Below are 19328 nucleotides of genomic sequence, written 5' to 3'. Positions count from 1 at the left end.
CCTTGAACGCACCCATCGAACCACATCGTTTCATCCTCGAGCCCTTTGAGGCTCGCCGCTTCGCCAATCTGTGCGGGCAATTCGACGAGCATCTGCGCTTGATCGAACAGCGCCTGACCATCGAGATCCGCAATCGCGGAAACCAGTTCGAACTGATCGGTGAACCCAAGCACACCACTTCCGCGGAAAACCTGATTCGCCGTCTGTACCGGGAAACCAAAGGTACCGATCTGTCGCCGGATACGGTTCACCTGTTCCTGCAGGAATCCGCCGTCGAAGAGCTGGATAACGTCTCCCCGAACGAGCCCTCCGTCGCCCTGCGCACCAAAAAAGGCATGATTCGCCCTCGCGGCTTGAATCAGTTGCGCTATGTGAAGGAAATCCTCGGTAACGACATCAATTTCGGTATCGGCCCGGCCGGTACCGGCAAGACCTATCTGGCCGTTGCCTGCGCGGTAGACGCGCTGGAACGCGAGCAGATTCGCCGCATCCTGCTGGTGCGCCCGGCGGTTGAAGCGGGCGAAAAGCTCGGCTTCCTGCCCGGCGACCTGTCGCAGAAGATCGACCCGTATCTGCGCCCGCTGTATGACGCACTCTACGAAATGCTCGGCTTCGAACACGTGGCCAAACTGATCGAACGCCAGGTCATCGAAGTTGCGCCACTGGCCTACATGCGCGGTCGCACGCTGAACAACAGTTTCATCATCCTCGACGAAAGCCAGAACACCACCGTCGAACAGATGAAGATGTTCCTGACCCGGATCGGCTTTGGCTCTACAGCCGTAATCACCGGTGACATCACCCAGGTCGACCTGCCGAAAGGCACCAAGTCCGGGCTGCACCATGTGATCGAAGTTCTCAAAGACGTGCCAGGCATCAGCTTCACCCATTTCATGCCCAAGGACGTCGTGCGCCATCCGCTGGTGCAACGCATTGTCGAAGCCTATGAGCGCTTCGAAAATCGCGTCGCCGATGAAACGCCCAAGGATAAACGCCACGATGCTTGAGCTTGACCTGCAACTGGCCACCGAAGCGCCAGCCCCAAGCGAAGCCGAATTCCGCCAATGGTGCGAACTGGCCCTGCGCCAGCGCACTGCCGACTCCGAAATGACCATTCGCTTGGTCGATGAAGAAGAAGCCCGCGAACTCAACTTCACCTGGCGGCAGAAAGACTACGCCACCAACGTTTTGTCGTTCCCGGCCGATGTCCCAGATGAGTTTCTCGACATCCCCCTGCTCGGCGATCTGGTGATCTGCGTGGCGGTGGTTGAGCGCGAAGCTTCGGAACAAGGCAAGGAACTAAAGGCCCACTGGGCGCATCTGGTCATTCACGGTTGCTTGCATCTGCTTGGTTACGACCATATAGATGACGAGGAAGCCGAGGAAATGGAAGCACTGGAACGAACGTTGCTTGCCGAGTTGGGCTATCCCGACCCTTATGCGGACGACGAAACAGACACAACCCCCATCGTTACAACAAAGGATTCAGAGTAATCGCTATGAGCGAAGATCGATCGAGCAACGGGCAGAAGTCATGGCTGGGTAAGCTCACCCAGGCTTTTGCCCACGAGCCGAAGAACCGCCAGGAGCTGCTGGAGCTGCTGCGCGACGCACACCAAAACAAATTGCTGGACAGCGAAGCGCTGGCCATCGTCGAAGGCGCCATCCAGGTTGCGGACCTGCAAGTACGGGACATCATGGTCCCGCGCTCGCAAATGGTCAGCATCAAGGCGACCCAGACACCTCGCGAGTTCCTGCCTGCCGTGGTCGACTCGGCCCACTCCCGCTACCCGGTGATCGGCGAAAGCCACGATGACGTGATGGGTGTGTTGCTGGCCAAGGACTTGCTGCCGTTGATCCTCAAGGAGAACGGCGACAGCTTCAACATCAAGGACCTGCTGCGCCCGGCCACCTTCGTGCCGGAGTCCAAGCGCCTGAATGTGCTGCTGCGCGAGTTCCGCGCCAACCATAACCACATGGCCATCGTCATCGACGAATACGGCGGCGTGGCCGGTCTGGTGACCATCGAAGACGTACTGGAACAAATCGTCGGCGACATCGAAGACGAGCATGACGTCGAAGAAGACAGCTACATCAAGCCGCTGCCCAGCGGTGACTTCCTGATCAAGGCCCTGACGCCGATCGAGAACTTCAACGAGTTCTTCGACAGCGAGTTCTCCGATGACGAGTTCGACACGGTCGGTGGTCTGGTGATGAGCGCGTTCGGGCACTTGCCAAAACGCAACGAAATCACTGAAATCGGCCCGTATCGCTTCCGTATCTTGAATGCCGACAGCCGTCGGATTCACTTGCTGCGCCTGACTCCAATTGCCCGGTAATTCCTAAGGATTGAAATGCACCGTCTGACCCGTCCCGGCTGGCCCGGTAATCTGCTGGCCGTGGTGGCCGGTGCAATCACCACCCTGGCGTTGGCGCCGTACGATATCTGGCCGCTGGCTTTGCTGGCGGTCGGGTTCTTCTATGCCGGTTTGCGTGAACTGAGCCCCCGCCAGGCCTTGGGCCGTGGCTGGTGCTTCGGTTTTGGCCTGTTCGGCGCCGGCACCAGTTGGATCTATTACAGCATTCACAACTTCGGCGGCGCTTCGGTGCTGCTGGCCGGTTTCCTGATGCTGATCTTCACCGCCGCGATTGCCTGGTTCTTCGCCCTGCCCGCCTGGGTTTGGGCGCGCTGGCTGCGTCGCAACGAAGCGCCGCTGGCCGATGCCCTGGCGTTTGCAGCGCTGTGGGTTGGTCAAGAAGCATTTCGTGGCTGGTTCCTCACTGGCTTCCCGTGGCTCTACTCCGGTTACAGCCAGCTCAACGGCCCTTTGGCCGGGCTCGCACCGGTTGGCGGGATGTGGCTGATTTCCTTCGCCCTGGCCCTGACGGCAGCGCTGATCTGGAACGCTCCACGCCTGATTCGCACGGGCCGCAAGGGTTTCATTGCCGCGGGCGTGGTGTTGCTGGCTGGTCCTTGGGTGGCGGGCATCGCGCTCAAGGAGCATGCCTGGACCAGTCCGGCAGGCCCGGCGCTGAGCGTCGCGGCAATTCAGGGCAACATCGAACAAAGCATGAAATGGGACCCGGCGCAGCTCAACGCTCAGTTGGCGCTTTACCGCGACATGAGTTTCAGCTCCAAGCGTGTCGACCTGCTGATCTGGCCGGAAACCGCAGTGCCAGTGCTCAAGGAGTCCGCCGAGGGCTACCTGAGCATGATGGGAAACTTCGCCGCAGAGCGTAAGACCGCACTGATTACCGGCGTACCGATTCGCCAGGAAGTGCGGCACGAGCGACGTTTCTTCAACGGCATCACCGTGGTCGGTGAAGGCGATGGCACCTACCTCAAGCAGAAGCTGGTGCCGTTCGGCGAGTACGTTCCGTTACAGGATGTGTTGCGCGGGTTGATTGCGTTCTTCGATCTGCCGATGTCGGACTTCGCTCGTGGCCCGGCCGATCAGGCCATGCTGCAAGCCAAGGGTTATCAGATCGCCCCGTTCATTTGCTATGAAGTGGTCTACCCGGAATTCGCTGCCAGCCTGGCCGCCCGTAGCGACTTGTTGCTGACCATCAGCAACGACACCTGGTTCGGCAAATCCATCGGCCCGCTGCAACATTTGCAGATGGCGCAGATGCGCGCGCTGGAGGCCGGCCGCTGGATGATCCGCGCCACCAACAATGGCGTGACCGGTTTGATCAACCCGTTCGGGCAGATCACAGCGCAGATTCCACAGTTCGAACGTGGGATTCTGTACGGCGAAGTGGTGCCGATGCACAACCTGACGCCGTACCTGGAATGGCGTTCGTGGCCACTGATCATTGTGTGTCTGTTGTTGTTTGGCTGGGCATTGATCGCCAGCCGGATGGCGAAAACCGTTTAAAAGCTTCGCGAGCAAGCCCGCTCCCACACTCGGTCATCTGTTGGAGCGGGCTTGCTCGCGCAGGCGGCATCCCAGGCGCCGCATCAATCCGCGCCCGCATCGCCCCGATAAAACACCGAATACCCCACCTGCCCCACCGCCTCATTCAGCAACTGCCCGCTCTGCCAGATCGATTTGAACTCAGGCATCCAGCCGCCCAACGGCCGAGCGTTGTCCACGCCCAGAAACCCAACCGGCGCGGCCACTACTTCAAACCCTGCCTGTTTGAAACTCCAGACCGCCCGCGGCATGTGCCAGGCCTGAGTCACCACCACTACGCGTTTAACCCCTTCCGGCAGCAACACCTGAGCACTGAACTGCGCGTTTTCCCAAGTCGTGCGGCTGCGTCCTTCCTGCCAACGTACCGTCACGCCGAAATCATCGAGCAACGAGTCCGCCATCAGTTTGGCTTCCGTCGGCGGCGTGCCGTAATGCAGGCCGCCACTGGTGAGGATCGGCAGGCCGGAGGCCTTGGCCAGTCGCGCGGCGTAGCGCTGACGCTCCAGGCCGACACCGGTCGGCTGATCAGCGCCCCACGCCAGGTCACCGCGCTCGCGCCCGGAACCCAGCACGACGATCGCGTCGGCGCGCTGGCCCAGGGTCGCCCACTCATCAAGAGCCAGCGGCGGCTCCCGCTCCAGCGCCTTGGCGCCCCATTGCACCACCACCGGCAGGCTCATCAACCAGAACCCGCCAAGCCCCAGCGCAAAGCACAATCCGGCCAGTCGCGGCCTTGAGCGGCGCAACCACCAGGCAAGCGCCAACAGCAGCAAAAGAATGCCGGGAGGCAACAGAAATTGTTTTACGAAATAACGAAAAGGCATCGAGCATCTCCAGAGATGCCCGAAGCCTAAGTGGGTTGACGCGATGCGACAACTAATGCGGAAGGACTATGCTTCAAAAAACCATATGTCATGGCTTCAAGCGCCCTTACTTGAATTGCAGAGACCGGACCTTTACCGCGTCCCTGCCGGGTGTTTTGTCCTTGAGCCAGATGATCTTGGCCGAACGTGGTGCGTCGAGTTGCTTCACTGCTTCAGACAAGCATCCGTGGGTTTCACGTTCACTGCGATCCAGATACGCCTTGACCAATGCAAACTCTGCGGGGCTCAGGCCACGCAACTCCAGCTCCAGGGGACGTTCATCACGCAACCGACCGGCGGTTTTTGCCGCGTCCAGGGCCATCCCCAGACGATCGATCAGTCGCTCATACAGCTCCGGTTTTGTAACTTTACGTTGTGACTCAACCATCCCTCACCTCATTGAAGATAAGACTCACTCCCCAATTAGGAGCTTAGCTTCCATGAACAAACCGGCTGAACGCTGCGACCAACGGCCCTCGCGGCCGGTTTGAAGGGGTCTTGTGCCTGTAATCAGGGTTTCCCTCGATAGAGTGCGGTCATGTATGCTACGGCGCTTCCTGTAACTCCACTTCCAGCTCGCCTGGACACCGAAACGCCAATTAGGCGTGATCACCGTCCGGCGTTGCATTGAAGAGGATTAGGCCACCCCTATTCAGTTCAAAAGTAGCCATGCACGAACAATATCAGCCCCGTGAAATCGAAGCCGCCGCCCAGTCGTTCTGGGACGAGCAAAAGTCCTTTGAAGTCAGTGAACAGCCAGGCAAGGAGACTTTCTACTGCCTGTCGATGTTCCCTTACCCCAGCGGCAAGCTACACATGGGGCACGTGCGCAACTACACCATCGGCGACGTGATCTCCCGCTACCAGCGCATGCAAGGCAAGAACGTCCTGCAACCCATGGGTTGGGACGCCTTCGGCATGCCGGCGGAAAACGCCGCGATGAAGAACAACGTAGCGCCCGCCAAGTGGACCTACGAAAACATCGCCTACATGAAAACCCAGCTGCGCAGCCTGGGCTTGGCGGTGGACTGGTCCCGCGAGGTGACTACCTGCAAGCCTGATTACTACCGCTGGGAACAATGGCTGTTCACTCGCCTGTTCGAAAAAGGCGTGATCTACCGCAAGAACGGCACCGTGAACTGGGACCCGGTCGACCAGACCGTCCTGGCCAACGAACAGGTGATCGACGGTCGCGGCTGGCGCTCCGGCGCGCTGATCGAAAAGCGCGAAATCCCGATGTACTACTTCAAGATCACCGCTTACGCGGATGAGCTGCTGTCGAGCCTCGACGATCTGCCGGGCTGGCCTGAACAGGTCAAGACCATGCAGCGCAACTGGATCGGTAAGTCCCGGGGCATGGAAGTGCAGTTCCCGTACAACGTCGACTCCATCGGCGAAAGCGGCGTACTGAAAGTCTTCACCACCCGTCCGGACACCCTGATGGGCGCGACCTACGTTGCCGTGGCCGCTGAACACCATCTGGCCGCCCTGGCCGCGCAGAACAACCCTGAGCTGCAAGCGTTCATTGCTGAATGCAAAGGCGGCAGCGTCGCCGAAGCCGACGTCGCCACCCAAGAGAAAAAAGGCCTGCCGACTTCACTGTTCGTCGAGCACCCGCTGACCGGTGAGAAACTCCCGGTGTGGGTCGCCAACTATGTGCTGATGCACTACGGCGACGGCGCGGTGATGGCGGTTCCGGCTCACGACGAACGTGATTTCGAGTTTGCCACCAAGTACAACCTGCCGATCAAATCGGTGGTGCGCACCAGCTCCGGCGACACTAATCCCGCGCCATGGCAGGACGCCTACGGCGAACACGGCACGCTGATCAATTCCGGCGAGTTCGACGGCCTCGACTTCGAAGGCGCCTTCGACGCGATGGAAGTCGCGCTGATCAAGAAAAACCTTGGTGCCTCGCGCACCCAGTTCCGCCTGCGCGACTGGGGCATCAGCCGCCAGCGCTACTGGGGCTGCCCGATCCCGATCATCCACTGCGACACCTGCGGTGATGTCCCTGTCCCGGAAGCTCAACTGCCGGTCGTGCTGCCGGAAGACGTGGTGCCGGATGGCGCCGGTTCGCCATTGGCGCGCATGCCTGAGTTCTACGAGTGCAGCTGCCCGAAATGCGGCCAGCCTGCCAAGCGTGAAACCGACACCATGGACACCTTCGTCGAGTCCTCGTGGTACTACGCCCGCTACGCCTCGCCGCACTATGAAGGCGGCCTGGTGGAAAAATCCGCGGCTGATCATTGGTTGCCGGTTGATCAGTACATCGGCGGCATCGAACACGCGATTCTTCACCTGCTGTACGCGCGCTTCTTCCACAAGCTGATGCGTGATGAAGGCCTGGTGAGCTCCAACGAACCGTTCAAGAACCTGCTGACCCAGGGCATGGTGATCGCCGAAACTTACTATCGTCGCGAAGCCAATGGTGCCTACACCTGGTTCAACCCGGCGGACGTCGAACTCGAGCGTGACAGCAAAGCCAAGGTTATTAGCGCCAAGCTGATCGCCGACGGCCTGCCGGTGGAAATCGGCGGCACCGAGAAGATGGCCAAGTCCAAGAACAACGGCGTTGACCCGCAGTCGATGATTGACCAGTTCGGCGCAGACACCTGCCGCCTGTTCATGATGTTCGCCTCGCCACCCGACATGAGCGCGGAATGGTCCGACTCCGGCGTAGAAGGTTCGCACCGCTTCCTCAAGCGCGTCTGGCGTCTGGCTCAAGCCCACGTCACTCAGGGCCTGCCGGGCAAACTGGACGTCGCCAGCCTGAACGACGAGCAGAAAGTCATTCGCCGTTCGATCCACCAGGCCATCAAGCAAGCCAGCCACGACGTCGGCCAGAACCACAAATTCAACACCGCCATCGCCCAGGTGATGACGCTGATGAACGTGCTGGAAAAAGCCCCGCAAGGCACCGCACAGGATCGCGCACTGGTTCACGAAGGTCTGGAAACCGTGGTCCTGCTGCTGGCACCGATCACTCCGCACATCAGCCACGAGCTGTGGAATCAACTGGGTCACGCAGACCCGGTGATCGACGCAGGCTGGCCGGTGCTGGACGAGAGCGCTCTGGTGCAAGACAGCCTTCAGTTGGTCATTCAAGTGAATGGCAAGCTGCGCGGCCACATTGAAATGCCGGCCAGCGCCACTCGCGAAGAAGTCGAAGCTGCCGCACGGGCCAATGAAAACGTGCTGCGTTTCGTCGACGGCCTGACTATTCGTAAAGTGATCGTAGTGCCCGGGAAACTGGTCAATATCGTCGCCAGCTAATTGGATCAGGCGCCAGGTGAGCCTGGCGCCGAGTTAAACCTTTCGGGCCGCACGGTCGGCCCACATGGTTTCAAGGGGAGCAACAAGATGATCAAACGCAATCTGCTGGTGATGGGCCTCGCAGTCCTGTTGAGCGCCTGCGGTTTCCAGCTGCGCGGTACCGGCACCACTGAACTGGCGATCAAGGAACTCGACGTGAGCGCCCGCAACGCCTATGGCGAAACCGTGACACAACTGCGTCAGGTCCTGCAAAGCAGCGGCGTCAAGGTTTACACCGGTGCACCGTACAAGCTGATTCTGACCGATGAGCAGGAAAGCCAGCGCATCCTCAGCTACGCCGGTGCCGGTCGTACGGGTGAGTATCAAGTGACCACCGTGCTGAACTACGACATCCGTGGCGAGCACGACCTGGCGCTGATGAGCGACAAGCTCGAAGTGCAGAAAATCTTCATCCACGACGGCAACAACCTGGTGGGTTCCGATCAGGAAGCCACAACGGCCCGAGTGGAAACCCGTCGCGAGCTGGTTCAGCGCATGATTCTGCGTCTGCAACAGATCACGCCGGCTCAGCTGGATCAGTTGCAACAGACCGCAAGTGCCCGTGCCAAGGCTGAAGCCGATGCACTGAACGCGGCGCAGAAGGCTGAAGCGGAAACACCGCGCCAGTCGCCTGTCGAAATCCCGCAGCAGTAAGACTTACGGGGCGCTCAGGCGCCCCGTTTGCCCTCTCTTATGAAACTCGCCCCCGCCCAACTCGCCAAACACCTGCAAGGTGGCCTCGCGCCCGTCTACATCATCAGTGGCGACGACCCACTGCTGTGTCAGGAAGCCGCCGACGCCATCCGCGCCGCTGCCCGTCAGCAAGGTTTCGATGAACGCCAGGTCTTTGCTGCCGACGCCAGTTTCGACTGGGGAACGCTGCTGCAGGCCGGTGCCAGCATGTCGCTGTTCGCCGAAAAGCGTCTTCTGGAACTGCGCCTGCCGTCCGGCAAGCCCGGTGACAAAGGCGCCGCCGCGTTCATCGAATACTGCTCGCGCCCGGCCGAAGACACCGTGCTGCTGATCAGCCTGCCCAAGCTCGATGGCGCTGCGCAGAAGACCAAATGGGGCAAGGCGCTGGTCGAAGGTGCGCAGACCCAGTTCGTGCAGATCTGGCCGGTGGAAGCCAACCAGCTGCCGAGCTGGATTCGTCAGCGCTTGTCTCAGGCAGGGCTGTCTGCCAGCCAGGACGCGGTCGAACTGATCGCCGCACGGGTCGAAGGCAACCTGTTGGCCGCCGCCCAGGAAATCGAAAAGCTCAAGCTGATGGCCGAAGGTGGCCAGATTACCGTCGAAACCGTGCAGGCTGCGGTTGCCGACAGTGCGCGTTTTGACGTGTTCGGCCTGACCGACGTGATCCTCAACGGCGAAGCGGCCCATGCCTTGCGCATGCTTGAAGGGTTGCGTGGCGAGGGCGTCGAACCGCCGGTGATTCTCTGGGCCCTGGCCCGTGAGTTGCGCCTGCTGGCCAACCTGTCGCTGCAATACAGCCAGGGTGTGCCACTGGACAAAGCCTTCAGTTCGGCACGACCACCGGTCTGGGACAAACGCAAACCGCTGATGAGCAAAGCCCTGCAACGCTACCCGGCGCAACGCTGGGCGCAGTTGTTGCTGGAAGCGCAGCGCATTGATGCCCAGATCAAAGGCCAGGCGGCGGGTTCGCCGTGGATGAGTTTGAGTCGGTTGTCGTTGTTGATGGCCGGGCAGAGATTGTCGTTGCCGGCTGAATAAGATCAAGGGATCGCAGCCTCGTTTCACTCGACAGCTCCTACCTTGGAATGCGTCCGCTGTAGGAGCTGTCGAGTGAAACGAGGCTGCGATCTCTTGACCTTGCGTCCTACAAATCAAATCTAAATCTCCCCTCTAGACAGAACCCCAACTTCAGCAGATTATTTCCCCCGCAAAACCCACCTACCTGTGAGAGACCATCATGAGCAAAAAGCCATCCAAGCATGGCCCCAACAAGGCCAAATCCATCATCGCCCAGCCACTGTTCCGCAGCCGTACGGAACGAGCCGGCAAAGGCAAAGGCAGCTACCGCCGCGAAGCCTTCCAGTCTAATAGCTGGGAGGCTTCTTACTTTCTGGCCGCTTAAAGCAGAACACCCCTTCTACATGTTAAGGTCTGCTCCTGATTCGTATTCTCTGGACCTGTGCATGCCCCTTCGTCTTTCCCGTCGTTGGCACCTTCGCCAACTGATTGCTGCCTCCAGCCTCATATTGCTTGTCGCCTGCGCGGAAAAACCGACCGCCGCCGACGCCCAACCGCTCCAAACCCTCCCCGTCGCAACTGCGCCTGCGGTGATTCCGCCCGTGGTGCCGACCGGTGAAAACCTGGATATCCAGCCGACCCAGACCTTCGCTGAATGGCAGGCCGGTTTTCGCAAGGACGCCCTCGCCGCCGGCATTCGCGCCGACCTGTTCGACCGCGCCTTCGCCAATGTCAGCTTTGACGACAGCGTGATCCGCGCCGACCGTAGCCAGCCAGAGTTTTCCCGCCCGGTGTGGGAATACCTCGACGGTGCCCTGTCGCCGCTGCGGGTGCGCAAAGGTCAGGCACTGGTCAGCCAGTACGCCGACATCCTGCAAAGTATCGAGCAGCGCTACGGCGTCGACCGTCAGGCACTCGTTGCGGTGTGGGGCATGGAAAGTAACTTCGGGCAGTTCCAGGGCACCAAATCGGTGATCAACTCCCTGGCAACCCTGGCATACGAAGGCCGCCGTCCGGGCTTTGCCCATGCGCAACTGATCGCCGCCCTGCAGATCCTGCAACAGGGCGATATCACGCCGGAGAAAATGCTCGGCTCCTGGGCCGGCGCCATGGGCCAGACCCAGTTCATTCCGACCACCTACAACACCCACGCCGTGGATTTCGATGGCGATGGTCGCCGTGATATCTGGGGCAGCCCCGCCGATGCCCTGGCCTCGACCGCGCACTACCTGCAAAGCTCAGGCTGGCAGAAAGGCCAGCCGTGGGGCTTCGAAGTGCAGCTGCCGGGCAGTTTCAACTACGTTCTGGCCGATGGCACGATTCGCAAGAGCGTCGCTGAATGGCTGCAATTGGGTGTCTCACTGCCCAACGGCACCCAGGTTCCGGCAGGCGCCGAACACCTGTCAGCCGCCCTGCTGCTGCCGGCCGGTTATCGCGGCCCGGCATTCCTGGTCCTCGACAATTTCCGCGCGATTCTCAAGTACAACAACTCGTCGTCCTACGCGCTGGCGGTCAGCCTGTTGTCCGAGCGCTTCAACGGTGCCGGCCTGATCAACGGTGCCTGGCCGAAAGATGATTTGCCATTGAGCCGCAGCGAGCGGATCGAGCTGCAAAACCTGCTGAGCACCCAGAACTACGACGCGGGCACTGCCGACGGCATCATCGGCGCCAACACCCGCAAGGCGATCCGCAGCGCACAGCAGTCGTTTGGCTGGCCGGCGGATGGGTATCCGACGCACAAGTTGCTGGAAGGGTTGCGCAACCGATAGATAGCCGTATGGCTGGTGTCCCCTTCGCGAGCAAGCCCGCTCCCACATTTGGAATGCACCCTCTGTGGGAGCGGGCTTGCTCGCGAAGACTGACTGTCAGACGATAAACCTCTAAGCCTTAACCACCACATCCTGCTCCAACACCAACACCTTGTTCCCCGCATCCAGCTTGACCAACGCCCCCATCGGCAGCGTCAGGTTCGGATCACAATGCCCGCTGCGCCACCCAGCCAGCACCGGAATCCGCAACGGTTCGAAGGTTTGCTTGAGCAACTTCGCCAACGCTGCAGCGTCCACCCCCGCCACATCCCCCACCAGAACTCCGCGCAGCTTGCCCAGCGTGCCGGCCAGGCGCAGATGGGTCAGCAGCCGGTCGATGCGATAAAGCGGCTCGTTGATGTCCTCAATGAACAGGATCACCCCTTCGGCATCGATTTCGTAAGGCGTGCCCATGGTTGCGGCAATCATCGACAGATTGCCCCCCAGCAAGCGCCCGTGAGCGATGCCAGGTTCGATTGTGTTCAACGGGAAGGCAACCGGGTGCGTCAGCACACTGCCCGCCTTCATCTGCCCACGCAGCATGTTGAAGAACGACGACTCAGTCGGCTTCTGCTTGTCACCCAGCAGGTCAGCGTTGAGCAGCGGACCATGAAAGGTCACGAAGCCTGCATAACGGCTGATCGCCAGATGCAGTGCCGTGATGTCGCTGTAGCCAATAAAGGGCTTGGCATTTGAACGCAACAAGTCGAAGTCGAGGCGATCCAGCAACCGCGGCGTACCGTAACCACCACGCAGACAGATGATCGCGTCGACTTCAGTGTCGGCGAATGCCCCGTGCAGGTCATTGAGCCGCACGTCGTCGTTGCCGGCGAGGTAACCGTCCTGCTCGTAAACGCCAGGGAACACCCGCAGCGAATAGCCTCGGGCGCGCATCCATTGCACGGCCTTGTCGGTGTCCAGCGCTGCGGGGCCGGCGGGCGCAATCACGCCGATCAGTCCTTCCGACGGCAAGGCCGGAACTGGCGCATGGGGAAAAAGAGTGTGTGTCGGTCGAACGGTCATCCATGAATCTCCCTGCATGAAAACTTCAGCACACAGTAGTCAGGAACGGGCATAAACAGAAGAGGGCCAATCGCGCCGCGCGTTGCGGGAAAAGACCGCCGTGGATGTGGGCAAGACAAAAAAACGCCCGCAGGCTGTGAAGCCGTGCGGGCGATTTGTCTTTCATCAGCTCGTTACAGGGCCGCTATAAGCTCGGCTTTAACCAGCTTCGCCTGCTCATCGGCATGGTACGAGGAACGCACCAACGGGCCGGAAGCGACGTTTTTGAAGCCCATCTTGTAACCTTCCTCGGCAAACCAGGCGAACACGTCCGGGTGCACGAAACGCTGCACCGGCAAGTGGCTGCGGGACGGTTGCAGGTACTGGCCCAAGGTCAGCATGTCGATGTCGTGTTCACGCATGCGCTTCATGACTTCGATGACTTCTTCGTCGGTTTCGCCCAAGCCCAGCATCAGGCCGGATTTGGTTGGAATGTGCGGCATCATCTGCTTGAAGCGTTGCAGCAGGGTCAGCGACCACTGGTAATCCGAACCCGGACGCGCAGCCTTGTACAGGCGCGGCACGGTTTCCAGGTTGTGGTTGAACACATCCGGTGGCTCGGCGGCGGTGATTTCCAGCGCCACGTCCATACGCCCACGGTAATCCGGGACCAGGGTTTCGAGCTGCACGTTGGGCGACAGCTTGCGGATCTCGCGGATGCAGTCGGCAAAGTGCTGGGCACCGCCGTCACGCAGATCATCGCGATCCACCGAGGTGATTACCACGTACTTGAGCTTGAGGTCGGCGATGGCGATGGCCAGGCTTTGCGGCTCGTTGACGTCCAGTGGTTTCGGACGACCGTGGCCGACGTCGCAGAACGGGCAACGACGGGTGCAGATGTCGCCCATGATCATGAAGGTCGCGGTGCCGCCGGAGAAGCACTCGCCCAGGTTCGGGCAGGACGCTTCTTCGCAGACGCTGTGCAGCTTGTGTTTGCGCAGCAGGGCCTTGATGCGGTCGACTTCCGGGGATACCGGAATGCGCACGCGGATCCAGTCGGGTTTCTTCGGCAGTTCGGTGGTCGGAATGATCTTTACCGGGATGCGTGCAACCTTCTCGGCGCCGCGCAGCTTGACGCCGGCTTCAACCTTGGCACGCGGGGCCGGGCGCTCGGTAACATCCAGCGTCGGGATCATGGTTTGCACTGCATCAGTAGTCATATCAGTCGATTCCGCCCGTAAGGGTCGTCTGCTCAGCATAGTCGAGGTGTTTGACGAGCTGCGCGCGCAGCCGGGCACTTACCTCGGCAAATTCAATCGATCCTGCGTGATCGCTCAGCTGGGTCATCGCCAGCCCGGCGTAGCCGCAGGGATTAATCCGTCGAAACGGTTCCAGGTTCATGTCCACGTTCAGGGCCAGGCCATGAAAGGAACAACCATGGCGGATCCGCAGGCCCAGTGAAGCGATTTTCGCCCCATCGACGTAGACACCTGGTGCGTCTGGCTTGGCTGCGGCGGTGACGCCATAGCTGGCCAGCAACTCGATCAGGCAGTGTTCCATGCGGGTGACCAGGTCACGCACGCCGAAACCCAGTTTGCGCACATCCAGCAACAGGTAGGCCACCAATTGGCCGGGACCATGGTAAGTCACCTGGCCGCCGCGATCGACCTGCACCACCGGAATATCTCCGGGAAGTAACAGGTGCTCGGCCTTGCCGGCCTGGCCCTGGGTGAACACCGGTGGGTGTTCCACCAGCCAGATCTCGTCCGCGGCGTCAGTGCCGCGCTCATTGGTGAAGCGCTGCATGGCATGCCAGACCGGCTCGTAAGCCATCTGGCCAAGCTCACGAAAGCCCAGCGTGCCAGACATCACAGCACCATGTGCACGAAACCGGTAGCCCGCAACTCGCTATTGATGTCGTACAGCTGGTCTTGACCGGTGGCGATGATGTGCAACTGGATGGTGGTGTACTTGCCGTTGCTGCTCTGGCGTTCGTCCACCTTCTCATCGTTGATCGTCGCGTGTTTCTTGACGATGTCGATGATCTTTTGCTTGATGTCGACAATGGTGTCGCCGATCACTTTGATCGGGTAATCATTGGCGGGGAATTCGATCTTTGGCGCCTTTACTTCAGTGTCTGTCATGGCGTAACGGCCTCGTAAGCCGTGGCAACGGACATGGCCCCGTCCCGGGTTGGAACGGAGCCATGCAGGTCCACACTAATTCAGTTGAACAAGCCGTAGAAGAATAGACGGATGCTATCCCACATGCGACGGAAGATACCACCCTCGTCGACCGCGTCCAGAGCGATCAGGTCAGCGCTGTGCACTACCTTGTCGTCCAGTTTCACTTCGACTTTACCGATCACGTCGCCCTTGGCGATTGGCGCAACCAGTTGCGGGTTCATGGTCATGCTGGCGGCGAGCTTTTTCAGCTGGCCTTTTGGCAGGGTCATGGTCAAGTCTTCAGCCAGGCCGGCCTTGACTTGATTGGTGGTGCCTTTCCAGACAGGAGCCTGAGCCAGCTCGGCGCCTTTCTGATAGAAGGTCTGGGTTTCGAAGAAGCGGAAACCGTAGGTCAGCAGTTTCTGGGTTTCGGAGGCGCGAGCCACTTCGCTGTTGGTGCCGAACACCACGGCGATCAGGCGCATGCCATCACGTACAGCCGAAGACACCATGCAGTAGCCGGCTTCGTCGGTGTGACCGGTTTTCAGACCGTCAACGGTCTTGTCGCGCCACAGCAGCAGGTTGCGGTTAGGCTGCTTGATGCCGTTCCAGAAGAACTCTTTCTGCGAGTAGATCGCATAGTGAGCCGGGTCTTCGTGGATGATTGCGCGAGCCAGCAGCGACATGTCGTGAGCCGACGAGTAGTGCTCCGGGTTCGGCAGACCGGTCGGGTTCATGAAGTGGCTGTTGGACATGCCCAGGTCGCCGGCCGTCTTGTTCATCATGTCGGCGAACGCGTCTTCGCTACCGGCGATGTGCTCGGAGAGCGCAACACTGGCGTCGTTACCCGACTGAATGATGATGCCGTGCAGCAGGTCGCTGACCGTTACCTGCGAGCCAACCTTGATGAACATCCGCGAACCGCCGGTACGCCAGGCGTTTTCGCTGACGGTCACCGGGTCGTTTTCGCCGATCTGGCCACGACGGATTTCCAGCGTCGCAATGTACGCGGTCATCAGTTTGGTCAGGCTGGCAGGTGGCAGACGCTGGTCACCGTTGTTCTCGACCAGCACGTTGCCGCTGCTGGCATCCATGAGCACGTAGGATTTGGCGGCCAGTTGTGGTGGCGACGGCATCATTTCTACCGCAAAAGCGGCAGGCGTGACGAACAGCGGGACTAACAGGCACAGGCGTTTGGCAAAGGTGGTGATGTTCATCCGTCTCTCGAAATCGCTAATGGAAACTGCCCGAAGGCAAAACTAATCAGATGGCTTTCTAAGGGGCCATCGCGTGTTCAGTTGCAAACTCAGTAACCCTTGCCGGGCTTTTGTTCTTAACGAGCCAACAACCAGGTCCGCCCCCCAAACCGCAAGCGAACCCTCAATCAAGTACTGCGTGTTACTCGGCGGTGACCAGGCTCGGCGAACCGAGATTGGCCATACGCACGCTGTTCTGCACTTGCTGGATTTCACCCTGCGAACCGATCGGCCCCAGGCGCACCCGATGCAGTGTCTGTTGGTTGCGCACGATCGAGCTGATGAACACCGGAGCGCTCACCATCCCGCTGAGCTTCGATCTCAGGAGTTCTGCAGCGTCCGGGTTGGCGAACGCGCCCACCTGCAGATACTGGCCAGAGGCTGGTACAGAAGCGTTTTTTTTTGCGGCCACCTGCACAGGCACAGTGTCCGTGGCATGTTGCTGCGGCGGTGGCGTCCATTGCTCGACCGTGCCCGCCGAAGCGGTAATGGTCGGCGCGGCATTTTGCGCTACTTGCGGCTCATTGAGCATCAAAGGCGCCGGACGGCCTTTGGCGGCCCACCACTGTTGCGGATCGATACCTTCGACCTTGACCCGCGCCGTGCCAATTTCGGCATAGCCGAGCTTCTTGGCGGCGGCATAGGACAAGTCGATGATGCGATCAGAGTAGAACGGCCCACGGTCGTTGACCCGCAGGACCACGCTCTTGTTGTTGTCCAGGTTGGTCACCCGAACGTAACTCGGCAGCGGTAAAGTCTTGTGTGCGGCACTCATGCCATACAGGTCATACACCTCGCCATTGGCGGTGTTCTGACCGTGGAACTTGGTGCCATACCACGACGCCGTGCCCGAGGCGACGTACGTCTTGGAGTCTTGCAGCGGGAAGTAGGTCTTGCCCAGCACGGTGTACGGGTTGGCTTTATAAGGGCCGCTGTGCAGGGTCGGCGTGGCATCCGGGATACGCGAGACGTCGACATCCCACCACGGCGCACCGTCTTTGTGGGCGCGGTTGATGTCCAGCCCCGGCGTAGCGCGCACGGCGGTGTTGGTCTTCTGCGTCGGCGCGCGGCTGGTCGAACAACTGGCGACCAGCACCGCCAACGCGGCGAATGCCATCAGCTTCAGGGGTTTACTCATAGGCAATGCCCGCATTACTTGACGCCCCGTGCTTGGACCAGCTGTTCAGACAGTTGATGTACGGCCATGGCGTACATCACGCTGCGGTTATAACGCGTGATCGCGTAAAAATTCTTCAGACCCATCCAGTACTCGGGGCCATTGTCACCTTCCAGGCGGAAAGCGGTGACCGGCATATCATCGCGCAGCGCATCATGACTCGACCACCCCAACGCCCGCAACTCCCCGACGGTTTTCGTCGGCTCGATGCCGGTGGTCAAACCGTCGTCCACCTGATCGCCACGCACATCGGCGCGACTGACCACAGGTTCGCCGGCGACCCAACCGTGACGCTTGAAATAACTGGCGACGCTGCCGATGGCATCGTCCGGATTGGTCCAGATATTAATGTGGCCGTCACCGTCGAAGTCCACCGCATAGGCGCGAAAGCTGCTCGGCATGAACTGCGGCAAGCCCATGGCACCGGCGTAGGAGCCTTTGAGAGTCAACGGATCGACCTGCTCTTCCCTGGCCAGCAGCAGGAATTCACGCAATTCCTTGCGGAAAAACTCGGCACGGGGAGGATAGTCGAAACCCAGGGTCGACAACGCGTCGATCACCCGGTAATTACCGGTATTACGGCCGAAAAAGGTTTCAACGCCGATGATCGAGACAATCACCTGGGCCGGCACACCGTATTCCTGCTCGGCACGCGCCAGTACGGCCTCGTGCTGACGCCAGAAGTCCACACCACGGGCAATACGCGCGTCGGTGATGAACATCGGGCGATATTCATTCCACTGTTTGACCCGCTCGGCCGGTTTGGAGATTGCATCCAGAATCGCCTGTTTGCGCTCGGCTTCGCGGAACACGCCCATCAGCTGTTCACCGGCAAAACCGTAGTCGCGGGTCATTTCACCGACGAATTCGGCCACCTGGGGTGAGCCTTCGTAATCGCCGGCCCGCGTTTCAGCGGTACCAAGGATGCCTACCAGGCCGACCCACGGCGCGTATCGAGTCGCCCAGCCATGCATTACTTGCATTGAAATCTTCACCTTATTCAAACCTGTGCGATCCACTTACGATGGGTATGGATCGACATCAAAACCCCAAACGCTGACAGCAGCGTCACCAGCGAAGTTCCTCCGTAGCTAATGAACGGCAACGGCACCCCCACAACCGGCAACAGGCCACTGACCATACCGATGTTGACGAAAACGTAAACAAAAAACGTCATGGTCAGGCTGCCCGCGAGCAATTTGCCGAACAATGTCTGCGCCTGGGCGGTAATCACCAGCCCGCGACCGATCAGCAACAGGTAAATCAACAGCAATGCGCAAATGCCCACCAGGCCGAATTCTTCGCCCAGTACCGCAATAATGAAGTCGGTGTGGCTTTCCGGCAGGAAGTCCAGGTGCGACTGGGTGCCCAGCAACCAGCCTTTGCCGAATACGCCGCCGGAACCGATGGCTGCCTTGGACTGAATGATGTTCCAGCCAGTGCCCAACGGATCGCTTTCCGGGTCGAGGAAGGTCAGGATTCGCTGCTTCTGGTAGTCGTGCATGATGAAGAACCACATCGCCACCGCCACCGGCACTGCCGCGGCGATCACGCTGAGGATCCAGCGCCAGCGCAGGCCACCCATGAACAGCACGAACGCACCGCCCGCAAGGATCAGCAGCGAAGTGCCGAGGTCGGGCTGACGCACGATCAGGATAAACGGCAAGCCGATCAGGAACAGGCTGACACCCACATGCTTGAGCTGCGGCGGCAATGTACGTTTGGACAAGTACCAGGCGATGGTCGCCGGCATCAGGATCTTCATGAATTCCGAGGGCTGGAAGCGGATCACCCCGGGAATGTTGATCCAGCGCGTGGCGCCCATGGCGTTGTGGCCCATGACGTCCACCACCACCAGCAACAGCACGCCGAGCACATAACCGATCGGCACCCAACGGGCCATGAAACGCGGTTCGAACTGGGCGATGACGATCATCGACACCAGGCCGATACCGAATGAAGTGGCTTGCTTGGCCAGCAGGTCCCAGCTCTTGCCACTGGCCGAATACAGCACGAACAGGCTGCCGGCGGCGAGGGTCAGCAGCAGGATCAACAGCGGGCCATCAATGTGCATACGTTGCAGCAGCGTCGCACGGCGACGCATCACGTCCTCAC

General features: G+C 60.2%; 19 protein-coding genes. 9 read left to right on the top strand and 10 right to left on the bottom strand.

Going from position 1 to position 19328, the window contains the following annotated elements:
* Positions 1–2 precede the first annotated feature (2 nt).
* The 4 genes from ACWIKB_RS18900 to lnt are packed head-to-tail and all read left to right on the top strand — an operon-like array spanning position 3 to position 3878.
* Positions 3–1007 carry a PhoH family protein gene (locus ACWIKB_RS18900; RefSeq protein WP_475268777.1) on the top strand — a complete coding sequence of 335 codons (1005 nt, stop codon included), beginning with the start codon at positions 3–5 and terminating at the stop codon, positions 1005–1007.
* Positions 1000–1494, top strand: coding sequence for an rRNA maturation RNase YbeY (gene ybeY / locus ACWIKB_RS18895; RefSeq protein ID WP_475268776.1), 495 nt, complete (start codon positions 1000–1002; stop codon positions 1492–1494). The genes ACWIKB_RS18900 and ybeY overlap by 8 nt, the downstream gene beginning before the upstream one ends.
* A 5-nt stretch (positions 1495–1499) precedes the next feature.
* Positions 1500–2339 carry an HlyC/CorC family transporter gene (locus ACWIKB_RS18890; protein WP_027924283.1) on the top strand — a complete coding sequence of 280 codons (840 nt, stop codon included), beginning with the start codon at positions 1500–1502 and terminating at the stop codon, positions 2337–2339.
* A 15-nt stretch (positions 2340–2354) separates the two neighbouring features.
* Positions 2355–3878: an apolipoprotein N-acyltransferase gene (lnt, locus tag ACWIKB_RS18885; RefSeq protein ID WP_475268775.1), complete on the top strand. Its 1524-nt coding sequence runs from the start codon at positions 2355–2357 to the stop codon at positions 3876–3878.
* A gap of 83 nt (positions 3879–3961) precedes the next feature.
* On the opposite strand, the gene ACWIKB_RS18880 is transcribed toward lnt, so the two are convergent.
* Both ACWIKB_RS18880 and ACWIKB_RS18875 read right to left on the bottom strand, forming a co-directional pair.
* Positions 3962–4741, bottom strand: a complete 780-nt coding sequence (locus ACWIKB_RS18880; protein ID WP_475268773.1) for a YdcF family protein — start codon at positions 4739–4741, stop codon at positions 3962–3964.
* 106 nt (positions 4742–4847) lie between these two features.
* Entirely contained in the window at positions 4848–5168 is a 321-nt protein-coding gene (locus ACWIKB_RS18875; protein ID WP_201198146.1) for a hypothetical protein, read from the bottom strand.
* A gap of 281 nt (positions 5169–5449) precedes the next feature.
* Between ACWIKB_RS18875 and leuS the strand changes: the two genes are divergently transcribed.
* The 5 genes from leuS to ACWIKB_RS18850 all read left to right on the top strand — a co-directional run bounded on the left by leuS (position 5450) and on the right by ACWIKB_RS18850 (position 11574).
* A complete protein-coding gene (leuS, locus tag ACWIKB_RS18870; RefSeq protein ID WP_475268770.1) occupies positions 5450–8056 on the top strand; it encodes a leucine--tRNA ligase in 2607 nt (868 codons plus the stop codon).
* 87 nt (positions 8057–8143) lie between these two features.
* Entirely contained in the window at positions 8144–8749 is a 606-nt protein-coding gene (locus ACWIKB_RS18865) for an LPS-assembly lipoprotein LptE (RefSeq protein ID WP_475268768.1), read from the top strand.
* Between the two features lie 39 nt (positions 8750–8788).
* A complete protein-coding gene (gene holA, locus ACWIKB_RS18860; RefSeq protein WP_475268940.1) occupies positions 8789–9826 on the top strand; it encodes a DNA polymerase III subunit delta in 1038 nt (345 codons plus the stop codon).
* A 199-nt stretch (positions 9827–10025) separates the two neighbouring features.
* Positions 10026–10190: an alternative ribosome rescue factor ArfA gene (arfA, locus tag ACWIKB_RS18855; protein WP_054052436.1), complete on the top strand. Its 165-nt coding sequence runs from the start codon at positions 10026–10028 to the stop codon at positions 10188–10190.
* A gap of 61 nt (positions 10191–10251) precedes the next feature.
* Complete coding sequence (locus ACWIKB_RS18850; RefSeq protein ID WP_475268766.1) at positions 10252–11574, top strand: lytic murein transglycosylase; 1323 nt, start codon at positions 10252–10254, stop codon at positions 11572–11574.
* Positions 11575–11685: 111 nt separating this feature from the next.
* Here the strand turns inward: ACWIKB_RS18850 and ACWIKB_RS18845 are convergent, their stop codons facing one another.
* The 8 genes from ACWIKB_RS18845 to rodA all read right to left on the bottom strand — a co-directional run bounded on the left by ACWIKB_RS18845 (position 11686) and on the right by rodA (position 19317).
* Positions 11686–12636 (bottom strand): S66 peptidase family protein, encoded by a 951-nt coding sequence (locus ACWIKB_RS18845; protein ID WP_475268764.1) that lies wholly within the window; start codon positions 12634–12636, stop codon positions 11686–11688.
* A 173-nt stretch (positions 12637–12809) separates the two neighbouring features.
* A complete protein-coding gene (gene lipA / locus ACWIKB_RS18840; RefSeq protein ID WP_475268763.1) occupies positions 12810–13835 on the bottom strand; it encodes a lipoyl synthase in 1026 nt (341 codons plus the stop codon).
* 1 nt (position 13836) lies between these two features.
* Positions 13837–14484, bottom strand: coding sequence for a lipoyl(octanoyl) transferase LipB (gene lipB / locus ACWIKB_RS18835; protein ID WP_169372926.1), 648 nt, complete (start codon positions 14482–14484; stop codon positions 13837–13839).
* Positions 14484–14759 carry a DUF493 domain-containing protein gene (locus tag ACWIKB_RS18830; protein ID WP_054052426.1) on the bottom strand — a complete coding sequence of 92 codons (276 nt, stop codon included), beginning with the start codon at positions 14757–14759 and terminating at the stop codon, positions 14484–14486. Before ACWIKB_RS18830 ends, lipB begins: the two co-directional genes overlap by 1 nt.
* A gap of 80 nt (positions 14760–14839) precedes the next feature.
* Positions 14840–15997: a D-alanyl-D-alanine carboxypeptidase family protein gene (locus ACWIKB_RS18825; RefSeq protein WP_475268761.1), complete on the bottom strand. Its 1158-nt coding sequence runs from the start codon at positions 15995–15997 to the stop codon at positions 14840–14842.
* A gap of 181 nt (positions 15998–16178) precedes the next feature.
* On the bottom strand, positions 16179–17189 hold the full coding sequence (locus ACWIKB_RS18820) for a septal ring lytic transglycosylase RlpA family protein (RefSeq protein ID WP_475268760.1): 1011 nt from the start codon (positions 17187–17189) through the stop codon (positions 16179–16181).
* Positions 17189–18196 (bottom strand): lytic murein transglycosylase B, encoded by a 1008-nt coding sequence (mltB, locus tag ACWIKB_RS18815; RefSeq protein ID WP_213942238.1) that lies wholly within the window; start codon positions 18194–18196, stop codon positions 17189–17191. Before mltB ends, ACWIKB_RS18820 begins: the two co-directional genes overlap by 1 nt.
* A gap of 17 nt (positions 18197–18213) precedes the next feature.
* Positions 18214–19317, bottom strand: coding sequence for a rod shape-determining protein RodA (gene rodA / locus ACWIKB_RS18810; protein ID WP_054052418.1), 1104 nt, complete (start codon positions 19315–19317; stop codon positions 18214–18216).
* Between the last annotated feature and the right edge of the window lie 11 nt (positions 19318–19328).

The organism is Pseudomonas sp. 5Vm1k, assembly GCF_056161485.1.
This window is presented reverse-complemented; position numbering and strand designations above follow the sequence as displayed.

What these genes read in the sequence shown, in the direction of transcription:
- ybeY (WP_475268776.1), top strand. Translation starts at nt 1,000, where the DNA reads ATGCTTGAGCTTGACCTGCAACTGGCCACCGAAGCGCCAGCCCCAAGC.
- ACWIKB_RS18890 (WP_027924283.1), top strand. Translation starts at nt 1,500, where the DNA reads ATGAGCGAAGATCGATCGAGCAACGGGCAGAAGTCATGGCTGGGTAAG.
- lnt (WP_475268775.1), top strand. Translation starts at nt 2,355, where the DNA reads ATGCACCGTCTGACCCGTCCCGGCTGGCCCGGTAATCTGCTGGCCGTG.
- ACWIKB_RS18880 (WP_475268773.1), bottom strand. Translation starts at nt 4,741, where the DNA reads ATGCCTTTTCGTTATTTCGTAAAACAATTTCTGTTGCCTCCCGGCATT.
- ACWIKB_RS18875 (WP_201198146.1), bottom strand. Translation starts at nt 5,168, where the DNA reads ATGGTTGAGTCACAACGTAAAGTTACAAAACCGGAGCTGTATGAGCGA.
- leuS (WP_475268770.1), top strand. Translation starts at nt 5,450, where the DNA reads ATGCACGAACAATATCAGCCCCGTGAAATCGAAGCCGCCGCCCAGTCG.
- ACWIKB_RS18865 (WP_475268768.1), top strand. Translation starts at nt 8,144, where the DNA reads ATGATCAAACGCAATCTGCTGGTGATGGGCCTCGCAGTCCTGTTGAGC.
- holA (WP_475268940.1), top strand. Translation starts at nt 8,789, where the DNA reads ATGAAACTCGCCCCCGCCCAACTCGCCAAACACCTGCAAGGTGGCCTC.
- arfA (WP_054052436.1), top strand. Translation starts at nt 10,026, where the DNA reads ATGAGCAAAAAGCCATCCAAGCATGGCCCCAACAAGGCCAAATCCATC.
- ACWIKB_RS18850 (WP_475268766.1), top strand. Translation starts at nt 10,252, where the DNA reads ATGCCCCTTCGTCTTTCCCGTCGTTGGCACCTTCGCCAACTGATTGCT.
- ACWIKB_RS18845 (WP_475268764.1), bottom strand. Translation starts at nt 12,636, where the DNA reads ATGACCGTTCGACCGACACACACTCTTTTTCCCCATGCGCCAGTTCCG.
- lipA (WP_475268763.1), bottom strand. Translation starts at nt 13,835, where the DNA reads ATGACTACTGATGCAGTGCAAACCATGATCCCGACGCTGGATGTTACC.
- lipB (WP_169372926.1), bottom strand. Translation starts at nt 14,484, where the DNA reads ATGTCTGGCACGCTGGGCTTTCGTGAGCTTGGCCAGATGGCTTACGAG.
- ACWIKB_RS18830 (WP_054052426.1), bottom strand. Translation starts at nt 14,759, where the DNA reads ATGACAGACACTGAAGTAAAGGCGCCAAAGATCGAATTCCCCGCCAAT.
- ACWIKB_RS18825 (WP_475268761.1), bottom strand. Translation starts at nt 15,997, where the DNA reads ATGAACATCACCACCTTTGCCAAACGCCTGTGCCTGTTAGTCCCGCTG.
- ACWIKB_RS18820 (WP_475268760.1), bottom strand. Translation starts at nt 17,189, where the DNA reads ATGCGGGCATTGCCTATGAGTAAACCCCTGAAGCTGATGGCATTCGCC.
- mltB (WP_213942238.1), bottom strand. Translation starts at nt 18,196, where the DNA reads ATGCAAGTAATGCATGGCTGGGCGACTCGATACGCGCCGTGGGTCGGC.
- rodA (WP_054052418.1), bottom strand. Translation starts at nt 19,317, where the DNA reads ATGCGTCGCCGTGCGACGCTGCTGCAACGTATGCACATTGATGGCCCG.